We start from the raw sequence: 22,025 nt of genomic DNA, 5'->3' as shown, positions 1-22,025 counted from the left end.
GCCCCGCACCAGCGGTGACCTGCGCAGCAGAGCGCATTTGACGAGGAGGAAGCGTGACCCTCAGTACTGAAGCGACCAACTTCGGGTGGCTTCTCGACAACTTCGTCCGGACCGTGCCGGGCAGCCGCCACACGCTGGTGGTCTCGGCCGACGGTCTCCTCATGGCGATGTCGGACCAGCTCGACCGGACCAGCGGCGACCAGCTCGCGGCCATCGTGTCGGGGATGTCGAGCCTGACCCGCGGCGCCTCGCGCCAGCTCAACGGCGGGAACGTCCGCCAGGCCATCATCGAGATGGACAACGGGTACCTCTTCCTGATGAACGTCTCGAACGGGTCCGTGCTCGCCGTGGTGGCCGACGCGAACTGCGACATCGGGCTCGTGGGGTACGAGATGGCCCTGCTGGTGTCCCGGACCGAGTCGACCCTGACGCCGCAGCTCATCTCGGAGATGCGCGGCGCCCTTCCGGTCGACGGCAACCAGCGCTCCGCACAGGTGGGATGAGGTAAAGCATGACGCACGCACCGTTCGGTTCCCTGGGCGCGCAATCCGCGGACGGCTACGAGGCTGCCACGGTGCGTCCCTATGCGGTCACGGGAGGTCGTGTCCGCTCGTCGATGTCCGATCTACCGCTCGAGGCGCTTGTCGAGGTCATGCCGGGAGCGGTGAGCAGCCACGGTCTGACGCCGGAGAAGCGCGCGATCCTTCAGCACGCCGCGCACACCTACGTGTCGATCGCCGAACTGTCGGCGCTGCTCAAGCTCCCCCTCGGTGTGGTCCGCGTCCTGGTGGCGGACATGCAGGAGGAGGGGCACATCACCGTGCACACCTCGGCCCCCGTGAACGTCCACACGGGCCACGGCAGCAACCACTCGGGACTTTCCCTGAGCGTCTTGGAGAGTGTTCTCAATGGCATTTCCGCCCTCTGACAGTGCGTCGCCCGCAGGCTCGGGCGGGTTCGCTCCCAGCTGGGCGCCGATCTCGCAGCCTGCTGGTGCGATGGGCGCGTCGACAGCAGGTGCCGCACCGTCGGGCGCCGCGATGAGCGGTGGCCCGGTGCGCCAGAGCGTGCTCGGCGGTGGCGCACCGTCGGCGCGCACGACGTCCGAGCCCCAGGCCTCGACCGCACCCCAGCCGGGTGTGGCGACCGACACCCAGGCCGCCCCGACGGGCCAGGCCCCGGCGCAGAGCGCGAGCGCCGCCCCGGCGGCCCAGCAGCAGGCTCCGGAGGCACAGGAGCAGGCCCCCGCGCCCACGGCTCCCGCCAGGGCGACCGCGCCGGACGGCAGCGCCGCCCCCACCGTCACGAAGATCGTGGTCGCGGGCGGCTTCGCGGTCGGCAAGACGACGTTCATCGGCTCGATCTCGGACGTCGAGCCGCTGAACACCGAGGCCGCGATGACCGAGCACTCCATGGGCGTCGACGACGCGGGCGGGGTCACCGACCGCAAGACGACCACCACCGTGGCGATGGACTTCGGGCGCGTGTCGCTGCCGGGCAACCTCTGGCTCTACCTCTTCGGCACCCCCGGCCAGGACCGCTTCCTCTTCATGTGGGACGACCTCGTCCGCGGCGCCATCGGTGCCGTCGTGCTGGTGGACACCGACCGTCTCGAGCAGTGCTTCCCCGCGATCGACTACTTCGAGTCGCGCGGCGTCCCGTTCGTCGTCGGCGTCAACTGCTTCGACGGTGTGGCCAAGCACCGCCTCGAGGACGTGCGCGAGGCGCTGCAGATCCCGGCGCACGTGCCGATGCTCTACACGGACGCACGGTCGCGGGCGGCGACCAAGCAGACGCTGATCTCGCTCGTGCAGCTCGCGATGCGCCAGCTGCGCTCGGGCAGCCAGCCCGGCTGATCTCGACCGACGACGGCCGGGGACGGTGTGCCACCGTCCCCGGCCGTCGTCGTTCCCCGGGCAGGGCCCGACTAGACTGTCGGGCCGAGGAGGGCTGACAGAGCGGCCGAATGTGACGGTCTTGAAAACCGTTGTTGCGCAAGCAACCGGGGGTTCGAATCCCCCGCCCTCCGCAGAATCACACGGTTCCCCCGTGGACTCCTGGCATTCGACCCGTCGCGGGCGGGTCGAGTGCCAGGGGATGGCCGGGGAGACGCCGTCCGGAGATCCTCTCGCCCCCCGGGTGGTCGTGAGGTGGCGTGGAGGCCCCGTGGCCATGGCGCTTCGCACCGTTGGCCGAAGAGACTCCTGACCCGGCGCAGCATGCCGTACCCCGCACGGGATGCTTCCGCGGTCCCCACGATCTCCGCACCGGAACTGAGCTTCGCCCTGCGGTGGGGCTCGCCGGGCCGGCGGCCGAGACGGCGACGGTCGCACCGGACATCGCACGTCGAGGGTGGGTGGGCCATCCCTGGGCACGGATCGGCCTGGTCGTCGTCCGCGGGCGGTCGCAGGCTGGACCGCGTACCCACCCCGCTGAGGCTCCTGGCCTCGGCACGACGAACAGGAGCCCTCGTGACCCTCCATGACACGACCAGCCCCGCAGTACTCGAGCAGGTGCAGCGCCGGTCCCCCGACCCGAAGCGGCGCATCCTCTTCACCAACGCCACCATCGTGACCATGGACGCCGGCCACGGCGTCCAGCACCAAGCGGATCTGCTCGTCGAGGGCGACACGATCGCCGCGATCGGACCAGGCCTGAGCCAGGACGGCGCCGTGATCGTGGATGCTGCCGACACGATCATCACCCCGGGGTTCGTCGATAGCCATCGGCACGCCTGGGAGACCCAGCTGCGCCGGATCATGCCGGACGTCGATGATCTCGGGGCGTACGTGATGTCCACCCTCGCGCGCTACGCGACCGTCTTCCGGCCCCATGACATGTACGTGGGCACGCGGTTGGCCGCCCTGACCGCGATCGACAGCGGCATCACGTGCATGCTCGACTTCTCCCACAACTCCCGCACTCCCGAGCACTCCGACGCCGCGGTCGAGGCGCTCGTCGACTCCGGCATCCGGGGGGTGCACGCCTCGATGGGGCCGCACTTCGGTGACTGGGACAAGCAGTGGCCGGGCGACCTGGCCCGTCTCCAGGAGCAGTACTTCTCCTCCGACGACCAGCTGCTGACGCTGCGCCTCGCAGCCCTGGCCACCGACGAGATCAGCGGACCTGCCCTCGCCTACGGCACCGAGCTCGCCCGCACGGCGCGCGACCTGGGTATCGGCGTGAGCGTGGACGCCCTCTTCGGTGCCTCCTCGTCACGGGCCGTCCTCAGCTGGGCGAGGGACGGCCTCCTCGGACCGGACCTCACCCTCATCCACGCCACCGGCCTGACGTCCGCGGCGTGGAGGGCGATCGGCGAGAGCGGCACGACCATCGCCCTCGCCCCGACCTCGGACGCTCAGATCGGTCTGGAGACCGCGATTCCCGCCATCGACGAGGCGCTGGCTGTCGGCGTCCGTCCAGGTCTGAGCATCGACGTCGAGGTCGCACTGGCCAGTGACATGTTCACGCAGATGCGGGCACTGCACGCGATTCAGCGGATGCGTGCGGTCAACGCCGCCTACGGCACCGACCAGCAGCCGGCCAGGATCACCTCGCGCGACGTGCTGGACTTCGCGACCCTCCAGGGAGCCCGCACCAACGGCCTGGCACACATCACCGGCTCGCTCACCCCTGGCAAGAAGGCCGACCTCCTGGTGATCCGCGCCGAGGACCTCAACAACATGCCGCTCAACGACCCGATCGGCACCGTCGTCCTGGGGTCCGATGCCCGCAACATCAGTGCGGTGCTCATCAACGGCGAGCCTCGCAAGTGGGACGGTCAGGTCCTGGGCGTCGATCTGCCCGCCCTGCGCGACGAGGTCCACGCCTCGCGGGAGTACGTGCTGAACACCATCCCGACCGCCTGAGGGGCGAAGGGCGCCGTGGTGCCGACGCGGACGCGTCAGCGTCCGGGACCGGCGTCCTGGCGACGGGTGACGTGCAGACTGCCGAGCAGAGCGAGGGCCTCGGCGCTCGGGCTCCCCGGCTCGGCGTGGTAGATCACCAGCTGCTGGCCCGTCGCTCCCCGGACGTCGAAGCTCTGGAAGGTCAGGTGGAGGCGCCCGACATCGGGGTGGAGAAGCTCCTTGCTCGCGCGGGTCTTCCCCTGAACGGCATGGGAGGACCACAGCGTGGCGAACTCGTCGCTCTCTTCGATCAGGCGACGGACCGTCTCGTGGAGACGCCGGTACTGCGGGTTGAGGCCCGTGGCATGCCTCAGCTCCGCGACCACCGCCTCGGCCGCCCGCGCCCAGTGGGCGAAGAAGCTGGGAGCGGCGGGGTCCAGGAAGGTCATGCGAGCCAGGTTGTCCATCGTCACGAAGGGCGAGAAGAGCGCCGTCGCCATGGCGTTGGCCGCCAGGACGTCCGTGGCGGGGTTGAGGACGAACGCCGCGGCGTTCGGGTACCCGTCCAGCAGCTGACGCATCCCGGGGCTGATCGACTCCCGGGGCACCCCGCGTCTCCCCGGTGGGACGGTTCCCGCGAGCCGGAACAGGTGCGCACGAGCATCGTCGTCCAGCATCAGCGCCCCGCTGATCGCCTCGAGGACCTGCGGGGACGGGCTGCGCTCACGCCCCTGCTCCAGGCGGGCGTAGTAGTCGCTGTTCATCCCCGCCAGCACAGCCACCTCCTCACGGCGTAGCCCCGCGACCCGGCGGGCGCCGTACGAAGCCAGCCCGACATCGTCGGGTCGTACCCGGCCGCGGTGCGCCCTGAGGAAGTCGCCGAGATCGTTGCGTCCGCCCATGCGCGCAGGATAGACCCGGGCCCCGCCCCCGTCCCTGGGTGTGCCGTACCCCGGCGCAGGCCGCCCTGGCCCTCGCCCCGACGTCCGTCCAGGCTGGGTTGCTGAAGGAGACCGACGAGACGAGAGGAAGACATCGTGCCGAAGCAGCCGGACCCGCCGCAGGAGACCCGATCCGCACCAGGGATCGAGGCGATGGACGTCACCGGGATGTGGGTGACCGCCGACGGGCACATCCGCCAGGAGCTGCGAGCCGACGGTCGCTACGACGAAGCCCGCGGGACGAGGCGTAGCGCCTACACCGGCAGCTACACCGTCACCGGCTCCCACATCGACTACGCCGACGACACCGGCTTCACTGCCACCGGGGACATCCGCGACGGAGTGCTCTTCCACGAGCACCTCGTGCTCTACCGGGAGGGACGCCCCGGGTCTGAGAGCTGAGGGGGTCGGCCCGTCGCCCGGGGTGACGATCGTCCGCCGGGGGTCGTGGGCCAGGAGCCGCGCAGCGGGGCCGCACCACCTCCCTCAGCCGTCCCGCACGGACGATGTCGGTCCGGTGGTCGGGGTCAGGTGTCGGGTCCCGGCTCCTGGACGGGTCCGGAGATGACGGCGTGCACCGCCAGGCGGAGTGTCTCGGTCTCGGTCTGGACCTGCAGCGCGTCGGCGGGCAGGGCGCGTTCTGTCATCAGGCCGTTGAGGACGGTCATGAGGAACCGCGCGCGCTGCGCGATATCGCCAGCGGGTATCGCACCCTCCTCGGCGAGAGCCGCCAGCCAACGCTCGACGCGCTGGCGGCCCAGGCGTTCCAGGGCGAAGTAGGTCGCGGCCTCGTCGTCGGTGGGAGGGGAGGCGATGTATGCGTCGTACAGCGCCGCCCAGTGCTGGCGTGCGCTGTCTCCGGCGCCCACCTGTGCCAGGAGCAGCTGCATCCCCGCGAGGAGACGTCCGCTCGGCGTCCTCGTGCGGTCGTCGATCGGGTCGTCGGGGATGTCGACCTCGTAGAGCCCGGCGATCACGGTATCGATGAGCGCTCGCTGCGTCGGGAAGAAGTGCCGTAGCGAGCCGGTGCTCACCTGAGCGCGAGCGGCGACCGCCCGGACGCTCAAGCGGGCGGTCGGGTTCTCGCCGAGCATCGTCGCCGCGGCGATCAGGATCTTGTCCCGCGTTCCTGGTTCCTCGGTGCGCGCACCCATGCCCGTCCCTCTCGCCTGGATTGAGTATCACAGTGTGATAGCGTCCACTCCAACATCTCTGTTACAGCGTACTAGAACGAGAGGGGGCGAGCGTGAATGTTCGACGGAGCGCGGAATCGCCTCGCTGCACGGCGCGTGCGTCCTGGAACCGGGCAGCCGCTGCCGCCCTTCCGCTGGTGGCAGCTGGCCGGCAGGTCGCTGCGCACGCTGACGCTGCCCGGGCCCGGGGGTGCGGCCTCCACCTACGCCGTCGACGTCCGCCGAGCCGGCGACGGCTCCGACGGCGCGGTCCGTGCGCGTCTCTACCGCGACGGAGTACAGCTCGCCGTCTCGACGCTGCCGGCGCGGCTCGTGGTGCCGGGGGGCCGCATCGAGGTCGCCGTCGGCACCTTCGGGCTCCGACGCTGCCACTACGTACCCGCGGGCGGTGGGGAGGTGCCGTTGATCCCCCACCCCTCCTCGGCCGAGGGGCGCCGCGCACGTCTGCACCACGAGCGTCCTCGCCTGAGCCGGGTCGTCGGCCTCGCCTCGACCCTGCTCGTCCTCGCCGGGGTGTGCGTAGCCGTCCCGCAGATCATCCAGGAGATCTCCCAGGTCCCTCCCGTCGCCGACTCGATCGGGACCTTCACCTCGCCCATCCGCCTTCCCCCGACGGGCAACGTGCTCGTCGGGATCGCTGCGGTCATCGGTAGCACCGAACGCGCCCTCCGGATGCGCTCGAACTGGCTCGACGACCTCGCCGGCTGACCTCACCAGGAGAACCGTGCCCAACGCCACCAAGAACCCTCCCCTCCAGCTCGAGGGGCCGACCCGTCCATCCGGTGTGCCGGCCGACGTCGAGTACCACCGCGTGTACGCGGGCGACGCGCGCCGCATCCCGCGCGGCCTGCTGGCCATCGTGCTGCTGCTCGCCGGACTCGTCGGCTTCGCCCAGCTGTTCCTGTTCGGTGCGTCCCTCATCGACGCGCACCTGATGGGAGGTGCGGGGTCCACCCCGCTCCAGCATGCCGCAGGCACCCTCTCCCTCGCGGTGCTGATCCCCTACTCCATGCTGCTGCAACGCTGGCTCTACGGACTGCCCGCCCGCTCACTGCACTCCGTGGTCGGACGCTTCCGGTACGGGCTCGTGGCCCGAACGCTGCTGGTCTTCGGTCCGCTGCTGCTCGTCGCGGTCTCCGTCAGCTCCCTGCTGGAGCCCGGCGAGCAGATCCCGTGGACGATCGCGGACCTCGTGGCGTACTTCGTGATCGGCATGCTGCTGACGCCGCTGGCGGCCGCCGGCGAGGAGTACGGGCTCCGTGGCCTGGTGTTTCGGGTCGTCGGGGGGTGGACCCGCGGTGCCCGCTCGGGTGCGGTGCTCGGCGTCGTCGTCACGACCGTCCTCTTCGCGCTCGCCCACGGCTCGCTCGACCCCTACATCCTCACCTCGTACCTCGTGCTGTTCGGGTCGATGGCTGTCATCACGTGGCGCACCGGTGGGCTCGAGGTCGCCGTCGCGCTCCACGCGCTCTACAACGTCGTGGGCCTGGTGCTGGCCACCACCCTGCACACCGATGTCAGCGGGGCACTCAGCGGCCGGGCGGAGGCCGCCGGCTCGATCACGTATCTCATCCCGAGCGCCGCACTGGTCGTCATCACCACCATCATCTGGTGGACGACGCGCAGCACCGGCCCCGCTCGCACACCCGCACGATGAGCCGACGACGCATGGTCCCGAGGGGTTGCTGTCCGACAGGAGTGAGTGTACAGTCACTCACATGGCGCGCACCGTGACCTCCACCTCTCAGTCCCGACGGACCGCTCTGGTGGACAGCGCCATTCGTACGTTCGCTCGCACGGGCTACCTGGGGACTCCCACGACGGCCCTCGCGCAGGACGCGGGTATCTCCCCGGCGTACGTCTTCAAGCTCTTCCCGAACAAGACGGCTTTGTTCGTGGCAGCCCTCGACCGGTGCTTCGATCTGGTGGAGGCAGCGCTGGAGGAAGGTGCGAGCGCCTCTGCGTCCGTCGAACCTGCCGATGTGCTGGAGGCCATGGGGGGTGCCTACGCCCGACTGATCGCAGACCGCGATCTCCTCCTGCTCCAGGTGCACGCCCTGAGCGCGTCCGACGTCCCGGAGATCCACGCATCGATGACCAGGGGGGTCGCTCGCATCACGTCGTTTGCACAGTCCCGGTCGCGGGGCTCGGATGCGCAGGTCCAGCGATTCGTCGCGGTGGGCCAGCTGTGCCACCTGCTCACGATGCTGGGCATCCCGGACCTCGACCAGTCGTGGGCCAGAGCGCTCAGTCGCGGTATCCGCCACCCCTCGCCCGCGGCGCCACTGACACGGGAGGAGGTCGAGGACGATGGCCCGCCGTAGTGGCGCACCGTCGTGGTCGCGCTCGTCGCGGCCCTTCCGATGACGTACGCAGTCCTCGTCGTCATCGACTGATGGCCGGCCCGCAGATCGGCGGGCCCATTTTTTCGCCCGTCTAAGTGACTGACCATTCACTCACCCCGAGGAGTCCTCATGAACAGTTCCCTGCACGTCGTCCTTGGTGCCGGCCCGGCCGGCACCACTCTCGCGCGAGCGCTGGTGACCCGAGGTCATCGTGTCCGAGTGGTCGACCGCAGCGCCGTCGAGGCGCCCGCCGGCGCGGAACTGCGTCGAGCCGACCTCACGGATCCAGAGCAGGCGCTCCGGGCCACCGAAGGAGCGAGCGTCCTCTACCACTGCGTCAACGTCTCCTATCACCTGCAGGTGGAGGTGATGCCGCGGATCGCGCGCAGCGTGGTCCGCGCAGCCTCGCACCACGGCGCCCGGCTCGTGGTGCTGGACACGCTGTACCCCTACGGTGAGGCCGACGGGGAGGCGATCACCGAGAGCACGCCCTGGGCAGCCACCAGCCGGAAGGGCCGCATGCGCGCGGACCTCGACAGCTTCTACCTCCGTCGGCACGAAGCAGGCGACGCCTGGGTCGCCCTGGGTCGCTCCGCCGACTTCTTCGGTCCGGGCGTCGTCAACTCCACCCTCGGCGGTGCGTTCTTCCCCGGGGCGCTGACCGACGAGCCGGTCCTCGCCCTCGGCGACACCTCCCTCCCGCACAGCTACTCCTTCGTCCCGGACGTCGCCGCTGGACTTGCCACCCTGGGCGAGGCCCGCGAGGAGGACGGCGGGCGGGTCTGGCACCTGCCTGCCGTCCCGGCGGTCACGACCGACGAGGTCCACCGGGAGGTCGGTCGTCTGGTCGGGCGCCCGCTGCGGGTGCACCGTCTCGAGGAAGCCCGTCCGTACGGACCGTTCGACGAGACGTTCATGGCCGAGTACGCCGAGATGTTCTACCAGCACCTGCTTCCGCAGAACATGGTGTCGACCGCGTTCGAGCAACGATTCGAGGCGCACCCGACGCCGCTGCTCGAAGCGCTCGAGAGCACGCTCGACTGGTACTCGACCCAGCTGAGCCAGGCGGCCGGTGAGCGCGCCCCGTCCTGAGCGAGACCGGCCTCCGACCGACGTGCACGGCGGCCGCGCCGTGGTCGACGGCCCGAGTCTCGACGTCGGTCCCGGCAGCGTCACCGGGCCGTCGACCCAGACCGCGGATCGAGCTGTCCTGCCCCGTCGCGCCGCCCGGCTGCTCCTGGGGCGAGGCGGGCGAGCCGACCACCTTGCTGCTCCGACGTGCGACATGGCCGTCGGCGCCGATCGACACCGAAGGGAGGTGACCCGTGGACACCCGCACCGTGCGCTGGCTCTCGCTGGCCCCGCTCGCTCTGCTGGCGATCGTGCTGTTCCTGTGGTGGAGCTGATCCGCCGAGCGCGCCCAACAGACGTCTGACACACATCCGAAGGTGAGGTAAGCATGACCAGCCGACTCGAGCAGGCCGCTTGGTGGACGACCTTGATCGTCCTCCTCGGCGCCGTCCTCTTCATGGTCGGGCTCTGGAACTGAGCCCGACCGCGCTGTAGGCGCCCAGACCGCTGAGCACCGCCGGCCCCGGCATCCGGTCGGCGGTGCTCGGCACACGAGCGCGCACGGTCCGGCGACCGTCCGGGCACCCTGGGAGTGGCCCACGAGGGTCACCCGGGACAGGTGGACCCGGCCGGCAAGACCGCGCTCGTCGACGGCCTGTCCGCGGTGATCGAGAATGGCGTGGAGGTCGGCGGGCCCGACCCGCCGGATGGTCGGGAACTTCGGTTCGTCGAACCCGGCGGCTGACCACCGGCCGACGTCGGAGCCGTCCATGGACCAGGCCCTTCCGCGCGAGAAGGAGGAGACGACGTGCGCGATCGCACCACATCCCGGACCGTCGCGCGTCGGTACCTGCCGGCGGTCCTCGTCCTGCTGCTCGGGGCAGGCTGCGGCGCCGTCGAGGAAGGCCCCGACGACGGGTCGTCCGCCGCCGTGGCCGAGGAGCCACCGGCGGCGGTGGCCGGCCGCGAGGCCACCGAGCCTCCCGACTCCGCCGGTCCCGGCGATGAGGTGCCGACGGACCCGCAGGTGGCCCGGGCGCTGGAGGAGCTGGAGGCGCAGTTCGACGCCCGCCTCGGCGTCGTCGCCGTCGACACCGGGTCCGGGCAGCAGGTCGAGTACCGGGCCGACGAGCGCTTCGCCTACGCGTCCACGATCAAGGCGCCGCTCGCGGGGGTGGTGCTCGCCACGACCGACGACACGGAGCTCGACCAGGTCCTCACCTTCACCGAGGCGGACCTCGTCGCGTACTCGCCGGTGACGCAGGACCGCGTCAGCACGGGGATGACCCGCCGTGAGCTCGCCGAGGCCGCCGTCCGCCGCAGCGACAACACCGCCGCCAACCTCCTGCTGCGGGACGTCGGCGGGCCCGCAGGCCTCCGATCGGCCCTTCAGGCCGTCGGCGACGACGTGACACGGCCCGTGCGCGACGAACCCTCCCTGAACGAGGCCGTCCCGGGGGACGTCCGCGACACGACCACCCCGCGTGCCATGGCCGCGACCCTGCGGGCCTTCGCCGTCGGGGCGGCGCTCGACACCGACGACCGAGACCTCTTCAACGACTGGCTCCTCGGCAACACGACCGGCGACGACCTGATCCGCGCCGGCACACCCGCGGGCTGGGCCGTGGGCGACAAGACCGGGACCGGTGGGTTCGGCACCCGCAACGACATCGCGGTGGTCACCCCGCCCGGTCGCGCTCCCGTCGTGCTCGCCGTCTTCTCCGACAAGGGGCAGCCGGACGCCGACCACGACGACCGACTCGTCGCCGCCGCGGCCCGTGAGGTGCTCGACGCGTTCGAATGACCCGTCAGTCGGCGTCCGGCATCAGGACGTGGCTGACCAGTCGGCGTCGTCGGCCGGGGCCTGGCGCGAGCTCGAGCCGGGGCTCGATGACGGCGCGCAGATCGGCGACGAAGTCGTCCATCTCCTCGTCGGTCAGGTGGGCGGCGTACTGCCGGTAGCCGACCCGGTCGCGCGCGAGATCCTGGTCCCCGCGCGCCAGGTAGCGGTCCAGGTCGCCGATCAGCCCGGCCACGAACACGGCGAAAGCCCGACGGTGCTCCTCGGCGGTCATCGCGGCCGCCTCGTCGGGACCGAGGCTGGCTCGGGCCGTCCGCAGGACCAGGGTGCGCTCGACGGCACCGCGCACCTTGCGTTCGTCGACGACCTCGAGCACGCCGGCCTCCAGCAGGGCGTTGACGTGTCGGTAGAGCGTGGCCGACGGGACGTCGGCGAGATGCCTCCCCAGTGCTGCGGTCGTCAGCTCGCCGCGTCCGAGGAACGTCTGGACGACCCGCAGCCGCACCGGGTGCAGCAGAAGGCTCGACAGCGTCATGGTCACTCACCATTCTCAATCTTGACAATGCTTCCATCGATGAGAACAATCTAGGTCATGCCGACGATCACCTCCACCCCGTCCGAGCTGTCCGTGTCCTTCAGCGTGTACGAGAAGGTCGCCGGGCTCGTGCGCGACATCAGCGTCCCGTGGGCCGCCGTCGCCGCCGTGTCCGTGGAGCGCGACGGCATGCGCGCCGCACGAGGGATCCGCGCGCCGGGCCTGGGTGTGCCCGGGCTGCGCAAGGTCGGCACGTGGCGCCGTCGTGAGGGCGGTCGCATGCGTCGCACCGTCGTCTCGGTGCGGCGCGGTCAGCCGGCGCTGCGGATCGAGCTGCGTGGCGCCCGCTGGGACGAGTTCCTCCTCGGCCACGAGGGCGCCCGCACCGTCGCCGATACGCTCGCGTCACGCGGCGTGACGACCGAGTCCTCGCCGCCGACAGCCATCCGCGAGCACGACGTGCGCTTCACCTCCGAGGGGGCGACTCTGGCGGGCACGGTCTGCCGTCCCGACAGTCCTGCGCGTGCGGCGGTGCTGCTGCTGCCGGGCTCCGGGCCGCTGGACCGTGAAGGCAGCCACCCACGGCTGCAGGTCGACGTCTCCCGCCAGCTTGCGCACGCCCTCGCGGCCCGCGGCGTGGCCAGCCTGCGCTACGACAAGCGGGGTGTCGGCGCCAGCCCCGGAGACTGGCGCGCTGCCGGCGTGTCGGACCTCGTGGCGGACGCACGTGCTGCCCGAGCCCTGCTGGCGTCACAACCAGGGGTCGACCCCGCTCGCGTCGTCGTCCTGGGCCACAGCGAGGGTGCCCTGCTCGCCGCCGCCGTCGCGGCGGGGGACACACACCTGGCGGGCGTCGTACTCCTCGCCGGTGCGGCACGTCCGGGTGAGGAGGTGCTCGTGCAGCAGGCCGAGAGGCTGCGAGACGGCCTTCCTGCCGTGCTGCGCGCCGTCATGCGCCTGCTGCGCATCGACCTCGTCGACAGGGTGCGGGGCAACCACCGCAGGCTCAAGGCCACGACGGCCGACGTCGCGCGTGTCAACGGGGCCCGGGTCAACGCCCGCTGGGTCCGCGAGTACATGGCCCATGACCCGGTCGAGGACATCCGCCGCATCACCGCCCCGGTCCTCGCGATCACCGGCGAGAAGGACCTCCAGGTCAGCAGCGACGACCTCGACGTCGTCCGGTCCACCGCTCCCGCCGAGGTCACCGTCCACCGCATCCCGGACCTGTCGCACACGCTGCGTCGCCAACCGGGCACGCCCTCCCTCCGGCTGTACCGCGAGGAAGTGCGCCGCCCCGTCGATCCCGAGGTCGTCGGCATCGTCACCGAGTGGGTCGTCCGGCACACGGCGGCTTAGCGCCGCACCCGACGGCGGCCGCGCGGACGGACGTCATCGAGTCTGGAGCCGTCCCGGGCCCCCGGTGCAGCAGACCCCGCCCTCCGCCACCGGCCGGGGTGCGACGTCACGGCGTCGCCTTGTCGCGTCGTGTGCGGATCTCGACGACGGGCAGGCGCAGGGCCCCGGGAGCCGTCTCGGGGACGAGCGGTCGGACCGGGCGGGTCGGGGTGACGGCGGTGTACGAGCCTCCGGGGGCCGGGCGCCGGTCGGGCTCCCCGCGGTTGGGCCAGAGCGCACACGCGCGCTCGGCCATCGCCGTGATCGTCAGTGACGGGTTCACCCCGAGGTTGGCGGTGACGGCGGAGCCGTCGAGGACGTGCAGGCCGTCGTGACCGTGCACCCGGTGGTAGGGGTCGATGACACCCGTGTCGGCCGACTCACCGATCGTGCACCCGCCGAGGATGTGCGCGGTCATCGGGACGTCGAACGGGTCGCCGATGCTTCCGGCGGGCACGCCGCCCATCCGTGCGGCCATCGCGCGGACGACGTCGTGCGCGACGGGGATCCACGCGGGGTTGGGCTCACCGGTCCCTTGGCGGGAGGACAGCCTCCGGCCGAGCGCACCGCGGCGGGTGAACGTCGTCAGCGAGTTGTCCCGGTTCTGCATCACCAGGGCGATGACGGTCCGTTGCGACCACCCGCGCAGGTCGAGCAGCGACGGCAGGTGCCTGCGCTGCCTCCACAGCTCTCCCAGCCAGCGGAGCCATCGGGCACGGTCCCCGGGGCGGCGTCGGCCGTCGACCAGGACGGTCTGCAGCAGCCCCATCGCGTTGGATCCTCGCCCGTAGCGCACCGGCTCCACGTGTGTCTCGTCGTCCGGCGCGAACGCCGAGGTGATCGCGACGCCGCGGGTGTAGTCGGCCTCGTGCCGGTCCCTGGCGGGGAGGCCGGCCCCGAGCAGCGCCTCCGAGTTCGTCCGGGTCAGCTCGCCGAGGCGGTCCGACAGGTGGGGCAACGTGCCGGCGTCGCGCATCGCGTGCAGCAGTCGTTGCGTGCCGAGGGTGCCGGCGGCGAGGACGACCTGCGGGGCGCGCAGGGTCCGGCGACGTGACCACGGGCGGCCGGTGCGGTGGGTGCGGATCTCGTAGCCCCCGTCGGGGGACGGGACGACGGCGGTGGCCGTGGTGAGGGGATGCACCTGCGCGCCCCCGCGCTCCGCCAGGTAGAGGTAGTTCTTGACGAGGGTGTTCTTCGCGTTGTGCCGGCACCCGGTCATGCACTCGCCGCAGTGCCGACAGGGGCTCCGGTCCGGGCCGATCCCGCCGAAGTACGGGTCCCGCGGCCCGGCGGCCGCCCCGGTCGCGTCGTCGTCCCCGAGATAGACCCCGACGCGTGCGGTGCGGCTGGTGGACTCGACGCCCATGCTCCGGGCGACGTCACGCATGACCTCGTCGGCCGGTGTGGTGCGTCCGTAGTCGACGACGCCGAGCATGCGTTCGGCCTGGTCGTAGTGGGGCTGCAGCTCGGACTCCCAGTCGGTGATGCCGGACCAGGCCGGGTCCGACCAGAACCTGCCGACCGGGCGGTACAGCGTGTTGGCGTAGACGAGCGATCCGCCGCCGACGCCGGCACCTGCGAGGACGAGGACGTCCCGGAGGCGGTGGATGCGCTGGATGCCGAAGCACCCGAGCGCAGGTGCCCAGAGGAAGCGCCGCAGGTCCCACGACGTGCGGGGCAGCTCGTGGTCGGCGAACCGCCGACCCGCCTCGAGGACACCGACGCGGTAGCCCCGCTCGGTGAGCCGCAGCGCCGCCACGCTGCCGCCGAACCCGGATCCGATGACGAGGACGTCGTAGTCCTCACCCACTGTGGTGCGCGCCATGCCCTGACGATACGACGGCGCTTTGCTCCATCCGGTCCTTGGCGGTTAGTCTGGTCGCCGCGGCATGGCGACGTGCGTCGTCACCGGCCGCGAGGAGACGTCGCATAGTCTGGTCTAGTGCGCCACCCTGCTAAGGTGGTAACGGGGCAACCCGTTCGCGGGTTCAAATCCCGCCGTCTCCGCCAGGAAGGCCTCGGAGCTCGACGCCCGGGGCCTTTTCTGTGGCCTCGATCGCCATCCCGTGGCGTGGGTCACGAACGGCCGATCCGGTTTGGGGATCGGCGTGGAGGGCGGTAGAGTTCTCGTCGGCCGGTGCGAACGCATCGGACGTACTGCGCCCGTAGCTCAACGGATAGAGCATCTGACTACGGATCAGAAGGTTGGGGGTTCGAATCCCTCCGGGCGCGCAGCACACGCGGGGCCCACCAGATCATCTGGTGGGCCCCGTCGTCGTTTCCGGACCGTCCGCCGACCGCGCCGGCGACCCGGCCTCCACCTTCCGCACGCCGCTGCCCCGGGTGCACGAGCGGGGGAGCGGACGCCTCTCCTGCGGAGAAGTCCTGCCCGTCACGGCGTCGCGCGCCGGACGACGCCGTGTGCGACCGGCCCGATGCTGGGCCGCAGGGGGAGTGCTCGCCGTGGTGCTGTCCCAGGTGCGCGAGCTCGGGGAGGCGCTCGGCCTCACGATGTCGATCGGTGGATCGCTCCTCGCCGTGGTCGGCGTGGTCATGATCTGGCGTGCGGGCCGGACCGGCGAGTCCTGAGGTCGGGATCGCACGGCGCGACGAGAGCACGTCCGGACGGACCCGGCCTCGCTGCCGGCTGTCGACCACCTGCCGTTCACGGTGCCGACACGGCGGAGCCGCCTGCGGAACAGGTCGTCTCGCCGAGGCCAGCCGCCGCACCGCCGGTCGGAGACCTGATCGTGGGTGCTCCAGCGGCAGCATTCCGGGCCTCTGCCGCGAGAGTGGCGCGCGCCACGTCGTCCGACGTTGACTCTCGGGGAGAGGCATCGGTAATGTTCTCTGACGTCAGCCCGACGGGCCGACGGACACCAGATGAACGAGCTGCAAAGTTCGATTCGGTGGCCGGGCCGGAGCTGACGACCACCACCCTCCGGGACAGGTAGCATTGTGCGCCTTGAACCGGGTGGAGCAGGTCGCTTTTGTCAAAGCTGTATCCGATCGAAAAGATCGGGGCGGTTTGCAGAGAGAAAAGCGAAATGCTAAGTTAGAGGGGTTGCCCCGGACGGGGTCGGGACGGATGGTTCCGGCTTTCGGATGGTGTGTGTCGGTTGTTTGAGAACTCAACAGTGTGCTTGATAGTCAATGCCAAATTTTGAACCTTCATTGGTTCCTTTGGATCGGACAACTAGTTTTTTTGCTAGCTTGTCTGGCCAGTATCGATATGGCATCGCACGCCCTGGTGGTGTGTGGTGTTTTCTCTCTTTCACGGAGAGTTTGATCCTGGCTCAGGACGAACGCTGGCGGCGTGCTTAACACATGCAAGTCGAACGGTGAAGCCCAGCTTGCTGGGTGGATCAGTGGCGAACGGGTGAGTAACACGTGAGCAACCTGCCCTCCACTTCGGGATAAGCCCTGGAAACGGGGTCTAATACCGGATACGAGCACTCGACGCATGTCGGGTGTTGGAAAGTTTTTCGGTGGGGGATGGGCTCGCGGCCTATCAGCTTGTTGGTGGGGTAATGGCCTACCAAGGCGTCGACGGGTAGCCGGCCTGAGAGGGCGACCGGCCACACTGGGACTGAGACACGGCCCAGACTCCTACGGGAGGCAGCAGTGGGGAATATTGCACAATGGGCGAAAGCCTGATGCAGCGACGCCGCGTGAGGGATGACGGCCTTCGGGTTGTAAACCTCTTTCAGCAGGGAAGAAGGCCTTCGGGTGGACGGTACCTGCAGAAGAAGCGCCGGCTAACTACGTGCCAGCAGCCGCGGTAATACGTAGGGCGCAAGCGTTGTCCGGAATTATTGGGCGTAAAGAGCTCGTAGGCGGTTTGTCGCGTCTGGTGTGAAAACCTCAGGCTCAACCTGGGGCGTGCATCGGGTACGGGCAGACTAGAGTGCGGTAGGGGAGACTGGAATTCCTGGTGTAGCGGTGGAATGCGCAGATATCAGGAGGAACACCGATGGCGAAGGCAGGTCTCTGGGCCGCAACTGACGCTGAGGAGCGAAAGCATGGGGAGCGAACAGGATTAGATACCCTGGTAGTCCATGCCGTAAACGTTGGGCACTAGGTGTGGGGCTCATTCCACGAGTTCCGTGCCGCAGCTAACGCATTAAGTGCCCCGCCTGGGGAGTACGGCCGCAAGGCTAAAACTCAAAGGAATTGACGGGGGCCCGCACAAGCGGCGGAGCATGCGGATTAATTCGATGCAACGCGAAGAACCTTACCAAGGCTTGACATGCACCGGACGCTGCCAGAGATGGTGGTTCCGCAAGGTCGGTGCACAGGTGGTGCATGGTTGTCGTCAGCTCGTGTCGTGAGATGTTGGGTTAAGTCCCGCAACGAGCGCAACCCTTGTCCTATGTTGCCAGCGGGTCATGCCGGGGACTCATGGGAGACTGCCGGGGTCAACTCGGAGGAAGGCGGGGATGACGTCAAATCATCATGCCCCTTATGTCTTGGGCTTCACGCATGCTACAATGGCCGGTACAGAGGGCTGCGATACCGTAAGGTGGAGCGAATCCCAAAAAGCCGGTCTCAGTTCGGATTGGGGTCTGCAACTCGACCCCATGAAGTCGGAGTCGCTAGTAATCGCAGATCAGCAACGCTGCGGTGAATACGTTCCCGGGCCTTGTACACACCGCCCGTCAAGTCACGAAAGTTGGTAACACCCGAAGCTCACGGCCCAACCGGTTCGTCCGGAGGGAGTGGTCGAAGGTGGGACTGGCGATTGGGACTAAGTCGTAACAAGGTAGCCGTACCGGAAGGTGCGGCTGGATCACCTCCTTTCTAAGGAGCACATACCTGCCACCCTGGTGGGGGGTCATGCACAGCCGCTTGAGGCGCCGTTCGTGCGTCTGGTGGTTGCTCTGGGTGGAACATTGACTACAGCCTGCCGCTGGGTGGGTCGAGCTAGTACACCGTGCGGTGCCTCTTCGGGGGTGCCGGGTTCGCGGTCGGAAGGGTCGGCCTGGTTGGTGGCGGGGCTGGTGAGCACACTGTTGGGTCCTGAGGCAGCCGGCCGCTTGGTCGGGGTCTTGATGGATACGGGTCGTCGGTCGGTCGCAGACCGCTCCCACGGGTGCCGCAGCGTGAGCTGTCGGTGGGCCGGGTGGGGGTAGGTGGGCCAGGTGCCGGCGGGTCCGTCCGTTGCTTGAGAACTGCACAGTGGACGCGAGCATCCCAGATGTTCAAGTACATCCCTCCTTGCCTTCAGGGGCTGGTGGGGTGTGTTTTCTTGGATTTCTGTAGCAATTTTGTAGTGTGTCGAAGTTTTTAAGGGCACATGGTGGATGCCTTGGCACTAGGAGCCGAAGAAGGACGTTGTAGCCTGCGATAAGCCTCGGGGAGCTGGCAAACGAGCTGTGATCCGAGGGTGTCCGAATGGGGGAACCCGGCCGCAGTCATGTGCGGTCACCGACGCCTGAATGTATAGGGCGCCTGGAGGGAACGTCGGGAAGTGAAACATCTCAGTACCGACAGGAAGAGATATTCCGTGAGTAGTGGCGAGCGAAAGCGGATGAGGCCAAACCGTATGCGTGTCAAGCTGTCAGGCGTTGCGTGTGCGGGGTTGTGGGACCTTCCGAGAACCACTGACATGGTTCTGACCAGTAAGAAAGTCGCGTGATAGTCGAACCGCATTGAAAGGCGGACCGTAGAGGGTGTGAGTCCCGTAGACGAAATCGCGTGGCCTGGTGGAGGGGATCCCAAGTAGCACGGGGCCCGTGAAATCCCGTGTGAATCTGGCAAGACCACTTGCTAAGCCTAAATACTACCTAGTGACCGATAGCGGATCAGTACCGTGAGGGAACGGTGAAAAGTACCCCGTGAGGGGAGTGAAATAGTACCTGAAACCGTGTGCCTACAAGCCGTCGGAGCCTCCCTGGTGGGGGTGACGGCGTGCCTTTTGAAGAATGAGCCTGCGAGTTAGTGCTCGGTGGCGAGGTTAACCCGTGTGGGGAAGCCGTAGCGAAAGCGAGTCCGAACAGGGCGATTCAGTCGCCGGGTCTAGACCCGAAGCGAAGTGATCTAGCCATGGGCAGGTTGAAGCGCCGGTAAGACGGCGTGGAGGACCGAACCCACTTAGGTTGAAAACTGAGGGGATGACCTGTGGTTAGGGGTGAAAGGCCAATCAAACTTCGTGATAGCTGGTTCTCCCCGAAATGCATTTAGGTGCAGCGTCACGCGTTCCTTGCCGGAGGTAGAGCTACTGGATGGCCGATGGGCCCTACCAGGTTACTGACGTCAACCAAACTCCGAATGCCGGCAAGCCAGAGCGTGGCAGTGAGACTGCGGGGGATAAGCTTCGTAGTCGAGAGGGAAACAGCCCAGACCACCGGCTAAGGCCCCTAAGCGTGTGCTCAGTGGGAAAGGATGTGGAGTTGCCCAGACAACCAGGAGGTTGGCTTAGAAGCAGCCACCCTTGAAAGAGTGCGTAATAGCTCACTGGTCAAGTGATTCCGCGCCGACAATGTAGCGGGGCTCAAGTACACCGCCGAAGCCGTGGCGCTCACACAAGCCCAGCACCGACTCGATCGGTGTTCAGGCGTGTGGGCGGGTAGGGGAGCGTCGTGTGGGCGGTGAAGCCGCGGAGTGATCCAGCGGTGGAGACCACACGAGTGAGAATGCAGGCATGAGTAGCGAAAGACGGGTGAGAAACCCGTCCGCCGAATGACCAAGGGTTCCAGGGCCAGGTTAATCCTCCCTGGGTAAGTCGGGACCTAAGGCGAGGCCGACAGGCGTAGTCGATGGACAAGGAGTTGATATTCTCCTACCGGCGAAGAACCGCCCATACCGAATCCGGTGATGCTAACCACCCCGAACCACCACCGACGTCCTTCGGGACGTCACCGGTGACTAGGCGTGGGACCCGAGCCGGTACTAGGTAAGCGTGTTAACAGGGGTGACGCAGGAAGGTAGCCCGGCGTGGCGATGGTTGACCACGTCCAAGGCCGTAGCCCGCCTCGTAGGCAAATCCGCGAGGCACGAGGGTGAGAGTCGACAGATACCGCGTATGCGGGAATCGGGTGATCCTCAGCTGCCAAGAAAAGCCTCGACGCGAGGTTCTAGCCGCCCGTACCCCAAACCGACTCAGGTGGTCAGGTAGAGAATACTAAGGCGATCGAGAGAATCGTGGTTAAGGAACTCGGCAAAATGCCCCCGTAACTTCGGGAGAAGGGGGGCCTGATCCGTGAACCCACTTGCTGGGGGAAGCGGTGAGGGCCGCAGAGACCAGGGAGAAGCGACTGTTTACTAAAAACACAGGTCCGTGCGAAGTCGCAAGACGATGTATACGGACTGACGCCTGCCCGGTGCTGGAAGGTTAAGAGGACGGGTCAGCTTCGGCGAAGCCCAGAATTTAAGCCCCAGTAAACGGCGGTGGTAACTATAACCATCCTAAGGTAGCGAAATTCCTTGTCGGGTAAGTTCCGACCTGCACGAATGGCGTAACGACTTCTCCGCTGTCTCGACCACGAACTCGGCGAAATTGCACTACGAGTAAAGATGCTCGTTACGCGCAGCAGGACGGAAAGACCCCGGGACCTTTACTACAGCTTGGTATTGGTGTTCGGTGCGGTTTGTGTAGGATAGGTGGGAGACTACGAAACCGGCGCGCCAGCGCCGGTGGAGTCGCCGTTGAAATACCACTCTGACCGCATCGACCATCTAACCTCGGTCCGTGATCCGGACCAGGGACAGTGCCTGGTGGGTAGTTTAACTGGGGCGGTTGCCTCCCAAAAAGTAACGGAGGCGCTCAAAGGTTCCCTCAGCCTGGTTGGCAATCAGGTGTCGAGTGCAAGTGCACAAGGGAGCTTGACTGTGAGACCGACAGGTCGAGCAGGGACGAAAGTCGGAACTAGTGATCCGGCGGTGGCTCGTGGAAGCGCCGTCGCTCAACGGATAAAAGGTACCCCGGGGATAACAGGCTGATCTTCCCCAAGAGTCCATATCGACGGGATGGTTTGGCACCTCGATGTCGGCTCGTCGCATCCTGGGGCTGGAGTAGGTCCCAAGGGTTGGGCTGTTCGCCCATTAAAGCGGCACGCGAGCTGGGTTTAGAACGTCGTGAGACAGTTCGGTCCCTATCCGCTGCGCGCGCAGGAAACTTGAGAAGGGCTGTCCCTAGTACGAGAGGACCGGGACGGACGAACCTCTGGTATGCCAGTTGTTCCGCCAGGAGCACCGCTGGTTCGCTACGTTCGGGAGGGATAACCGCTGAAAGCATCTAAGCGGGAAGCCTGCTTCAAGATGAGGTTTCCAACAGGCCAGTCCTGTGAAGGCACCCAGCTAGACCACTGGGTAGATAGGCCGGAAGTGGAAGACAGGACCAACGACTGTCGCAGCTGACCGGTACTAATCAGCCGACAACTTCCATACACATACACTGCTATGCACGCGTCCACTGTGCGGTTCCCGAGAAACGGGCACCACCCCCACGCCAGCCCCACCAGGGCCGGCCACACCAGGGGGACCCGAACAACTCGATAGCGTTACGGCGGTCACAGCGAAGGGGAAACGCCCGGTCCCATACCGAACCCGGAAGCTCAGCCCTTCAGCGCCGATGGTACTGCCCTGGAGACGGGGTGGGAGAGTAGGACGCCGCCGGACACCCTTCACAGCAGGCCCCCCACCACAGGTGGGGGGCCTGCTGCTGTGTGGGCGACTCCACATGCGCCCACCGCAGCCCGCGGGGGGCCGGTTCGCGGGCTGGCCGACGGACATGGGAGAATCGGGCGTTGCCCAGCCACGAGAGGACCACAGTGAACGACACGCCGCGCGGCACCCCGGATTCCGGCGACGGACACGACCCGCGCCGGGGAGCGCCACGCGGAGGTTCGCGCGGGGGAGCCCCTCGGGGCCGCCCGTCGCGGGACGGTCGTCC

Annotated in this window: 17 protein-coding genes, 3 tRNA genes and 3 rRNA genes; 19 read left to right on the top strand and 4 right to left on the bottom strand. The window is 68.2% G+C overall.

The genetic code is table 11. The features are described from left to right. The first annotated feature begins 53 nt into the window (after nt 1-53). The 5 genes from HLI28_RS02510 (at nt 54) to HLI28_RS02490 (ending at nt 3,869) form a co-directional block, all read left to right on the top strand. Complete coding sequence (locus HLI28_RS02510) at nt 54-503, top strand: roadblock/LC7 domain-containing protein (protein WP_171245893.1); 450 nt, start codon at nt 54-56, stop codon at nt 501-503. A gap of 8 nt (nt 504-511) precedes the next feature. Continuing rightward, entirely contained in the window at nt 512-928 is a 417-nt protein-coding gene (locus HLI28_RS02505) for a DUF742 domain-containing protein (protein WP_171245892.1), read from the top strand. A 382-nt stretch (nt 929-1,310) separates the two neighbouring features. Further along, complete coding sequence (locus HLI28_RS15385) at nt 1,311-1,856, top strand: GTP-binding protein (RefSeq protein WP_304604792.1); 546 nt, start codon at nt 1,311-1,313, stop codon at nt 1,854-1,856. Nucleotides 1,857-1,944: 88 nt separating this feature from the next. Further along, nucleotides 1,945-2,029: transfer RNA gene (locus HLI28_RS02495), tRNA-Ser, on the top strand. 442 nt (nt 2,030-2,471) lie between these two features. Beyond that, nucleotides 2,472-3,869 (top strand): amidohydrolase family protein, encoded by a 1,398-nt coding sequence (locus HLI28_RS02490; RefSeq protein WP_171245890.1) that lies wholly within the window; start codon nt 2,472-2,474, stop codon nt 3,867-3,869. 35 nt (nt 3,870-3,904) lie between these two features. On the opposite strand, the gene HLI28_RS02485 is transcribed toward HLI28_RS02490, so the two are convergent. Then, nucleotides 3,905-4,750: a helix-turn-helix transcriptional regulator gene (locus HLI28_RS02485; protein WP_171245889.1), complete on the bottom strand. Its 846-nt coding sequence runs from the start codon at nt 4,748-4,750 to the stop codon at nt 3,905-3,907. Nucleotides 4,751-4,885: 135 nt separating this feature from the next. Between HLI28_RS02485 and HLI28_RS02480 the strand changes: the two genes are divergently transcribed. Continuing rightward, nucleotides 4,886-5,191 carry an Atu4866 domain-containing protein gene (locus HLI28_RS02480; protein ID WP_304604641.1) on the top strand — a complete coding sequence of 102 codons (306 nt, stop codon included), beginning with the start codon at nt 4,886-4,888 and terminating at the stop codon, nt 5,189-5,191. 125 nt (nt 5,192-5,316) lie between these two features. Here HLI28_RS02480 and HLI28_RS02475 read toward each other — a convergent pair whose 3' ends face one another. Further along, nucleotides 5,317-5,943, bottom strand: a complete 627-nt coding sequence (locus tag HLI28_RS02475; RefSeq protein ID WP_171245888.1) for a TetR/AcrR family transcriptional regulator — start codon at nt 5,941-5,943, stop codon at nt 5,317-5,319. 135 nt (nt 5,944-6,078) lie between these two features. On the opposite strand from HLI28_RS02475, the gene HLI28_RS02470 reads away from it, so the two are divergent. The 6 genes from HLI28_RS02470 (at nt 6,079) to bla (ending at nt 11,202) form a co-directional block, all read left to right on the top strand. Then, on the top strand, nt 6,079-6,690 hold the full coding sequence (locus HLI28_RS02470; RefSeq protein ID WP_343035579.1) for a hypothetical protein: 612 nt from the start codon (nt 6,079-6,081) through the stop codon (nt 6,688-6,690). Nucleotides 6,691-6,706: 16 nt separating this feature from the next. Next, nucleotides 6,707-7,639, top strand: coding sequence for a CPBP family glutamic-type intramembrane protease (locus HLI28_RS02465; protein WP_171245886.1), 933 nt, complete (start codon nt 6,707-6,709; stop codon nt 7,637-7,639). A 61-nt stretch (nt 7,640-7,700) separates the two neighbouring features. Then, nucleotides 7,701-8,306, top strand: coding sequence for a TetR/AcrR family transcriptional regulator (locus HLI28_RS02460; protein ID WP_171245885.1), 606 nt, complete (start codon nt 7,701-7,703; stop codon nt 8,304-8,306). Between the two features lie 150 nt (nt 8,307-8,456). Further along, complete coding sequence (locus HLI28_RS02455) at nt 8,457-9,419, top strand: NAD-dependent epimerase/dehydratase family protein (RefSeq protein ID WP_171245884.1); 963 nt, start codon at nt 8,457-8,459, stop codon at nt 9,417-9,419. Between the two features lie 598 nt (nt 9,420-10,017). Then, a complete protein-coding gene (locus HLI28_RS15710; RefSeq protein WP_281357578.1) occupies nt 10,018-10,143 on the top strand; it encodes a hypothetical protein in 126 nt (41 codons plus the stop codon). Between the two features lie 63 nt (nt 10,144-10,206). After that, nucleotides 10,207-11,202, top strand: coding sequence for a class A beta-lactamase (gene bla / locus HLI28_RS02450; protein ID WP_216077238.1), 996 nt, complete (start codon nt 10,207-10,209; stop codon nt 11,200-11,202). 4 nt (nt 11,203-11,206) lie between these two features. Here bla and HLI28_RS02445 read toward each other — a convergent pair whose 3' ends face one another. After that, a complete protein-coding gene (locus HLI28_RS02445) occupies nt 11,207-11,734 on the bottom strand; it encodes a helix-turn-helix domain-containing protein (protein ID WP_171245883.1) in 528 nt (175 codons plus the stop codon). Between the two features lie 57 nt (nt 11,735-11,791). Between HLI28_RS02445 and HLI28_RS02440 the strand changes: the two genes are divergently transcribed. Continuing rightward, complete coding sequence (locus HLI28_RS02440) at nt 11,792-13,093, top strand: alpha/beta hydrolase family protein (RefSeq protein ID WP_171245882.1); 1,302 nt, start codon at nt 11,792-11,794, stop codon at nt 13,091-13,093. Between the two features lie 106 nt (nt 13,094-13,199). Here the strand turns inward: HLI28_RS02440 and HLI28_RS02435 are convergent, their stop codons facing one another. Next, nucleotides 13,200-14,957: a GMC oxidoreductase gene (locus HLI28_RS02435; RefSeq protein WP_216077237.1), complete on the bottom strand. Its 1,758-nt coding sequence runs from the start codon at nt 14,955-14,957 to the stop codon at nt 13,200-13,202. Between the two features lie 93 nt (nt 14,958-15,050). Here HLI28_RS02435 and HLI28_RS02430 point away from each other — a divergent pair. The 6 genes from HLI28_RS02430 to rrf all read left to right on the top strand — a co-directional run bounded on the left by HLI28_RS02430 (nt 15,051) and on the right by rrf (nt 21,751). Beyond that, a tRNA-Ser gene (locus tag HLI28_RS02430) sits at nt 15,051-15,142 on the top strand. Nucleotides 15,143-15,291: 149 nt separating this feature from the next. After that, nucleotides 15,292-15,364 (top strand) — tRNA-Arg (locus HLI28_RS02425). A gap of 189 nt (nt 15,365-15,553) precedes the next feature. Further along, nucleotides 15,554-15,721, top strand: a complete 168-nt coding sequence (locus HLI28_RS02420) for a hypothetical protein (protein ID WP_171245881.1) — start codon at nt 15,554-15,556, stop codon at nt 15,719-15,721. Nucleotides 15,722-16,405: 684 nt separating this feature from the next. Then, a 16S ribosomal RNA gene (locus HLI28_RS02415) occupies nt 16,406-17,932 on the top strand. Nucleotides 17,933-18,408: 476 nt separating this feature from the next. After that, nucleotides 18,409-21,520: ribosomal RNA gene (locus tag HLI28_RS02410) — 23S ribosomal RNA — on the top strand. A 114-nt stretch (nt 21,521-21,634) separates the two neighbouring features. Further along, nucleotides 21,635-21,751 (top strand): 5S ribosomal RNA (rrf, locus tag HLI28_RS02405). The 16S, 23S and 5S rRNA genes sit together here, the layout of an rRNA operon. Nucleotides 21,752-22,025: the final 274 nt, after the last annotated feature.

Source organism: Isoptericola sediminis (assembly GCF_013085345.1).
Classification (GTDB): domain Bacteria; phylum Actinomycetota; class Actinomycetes; order Actinomycetales; family Cellulomonadaceae; genus Isoptericola; species Isoptericola sediminis.
Note: the sequence above shows the minus strand (reverse complement) of the source record. Positions and strands in the feature narration are given on the sequence as shown.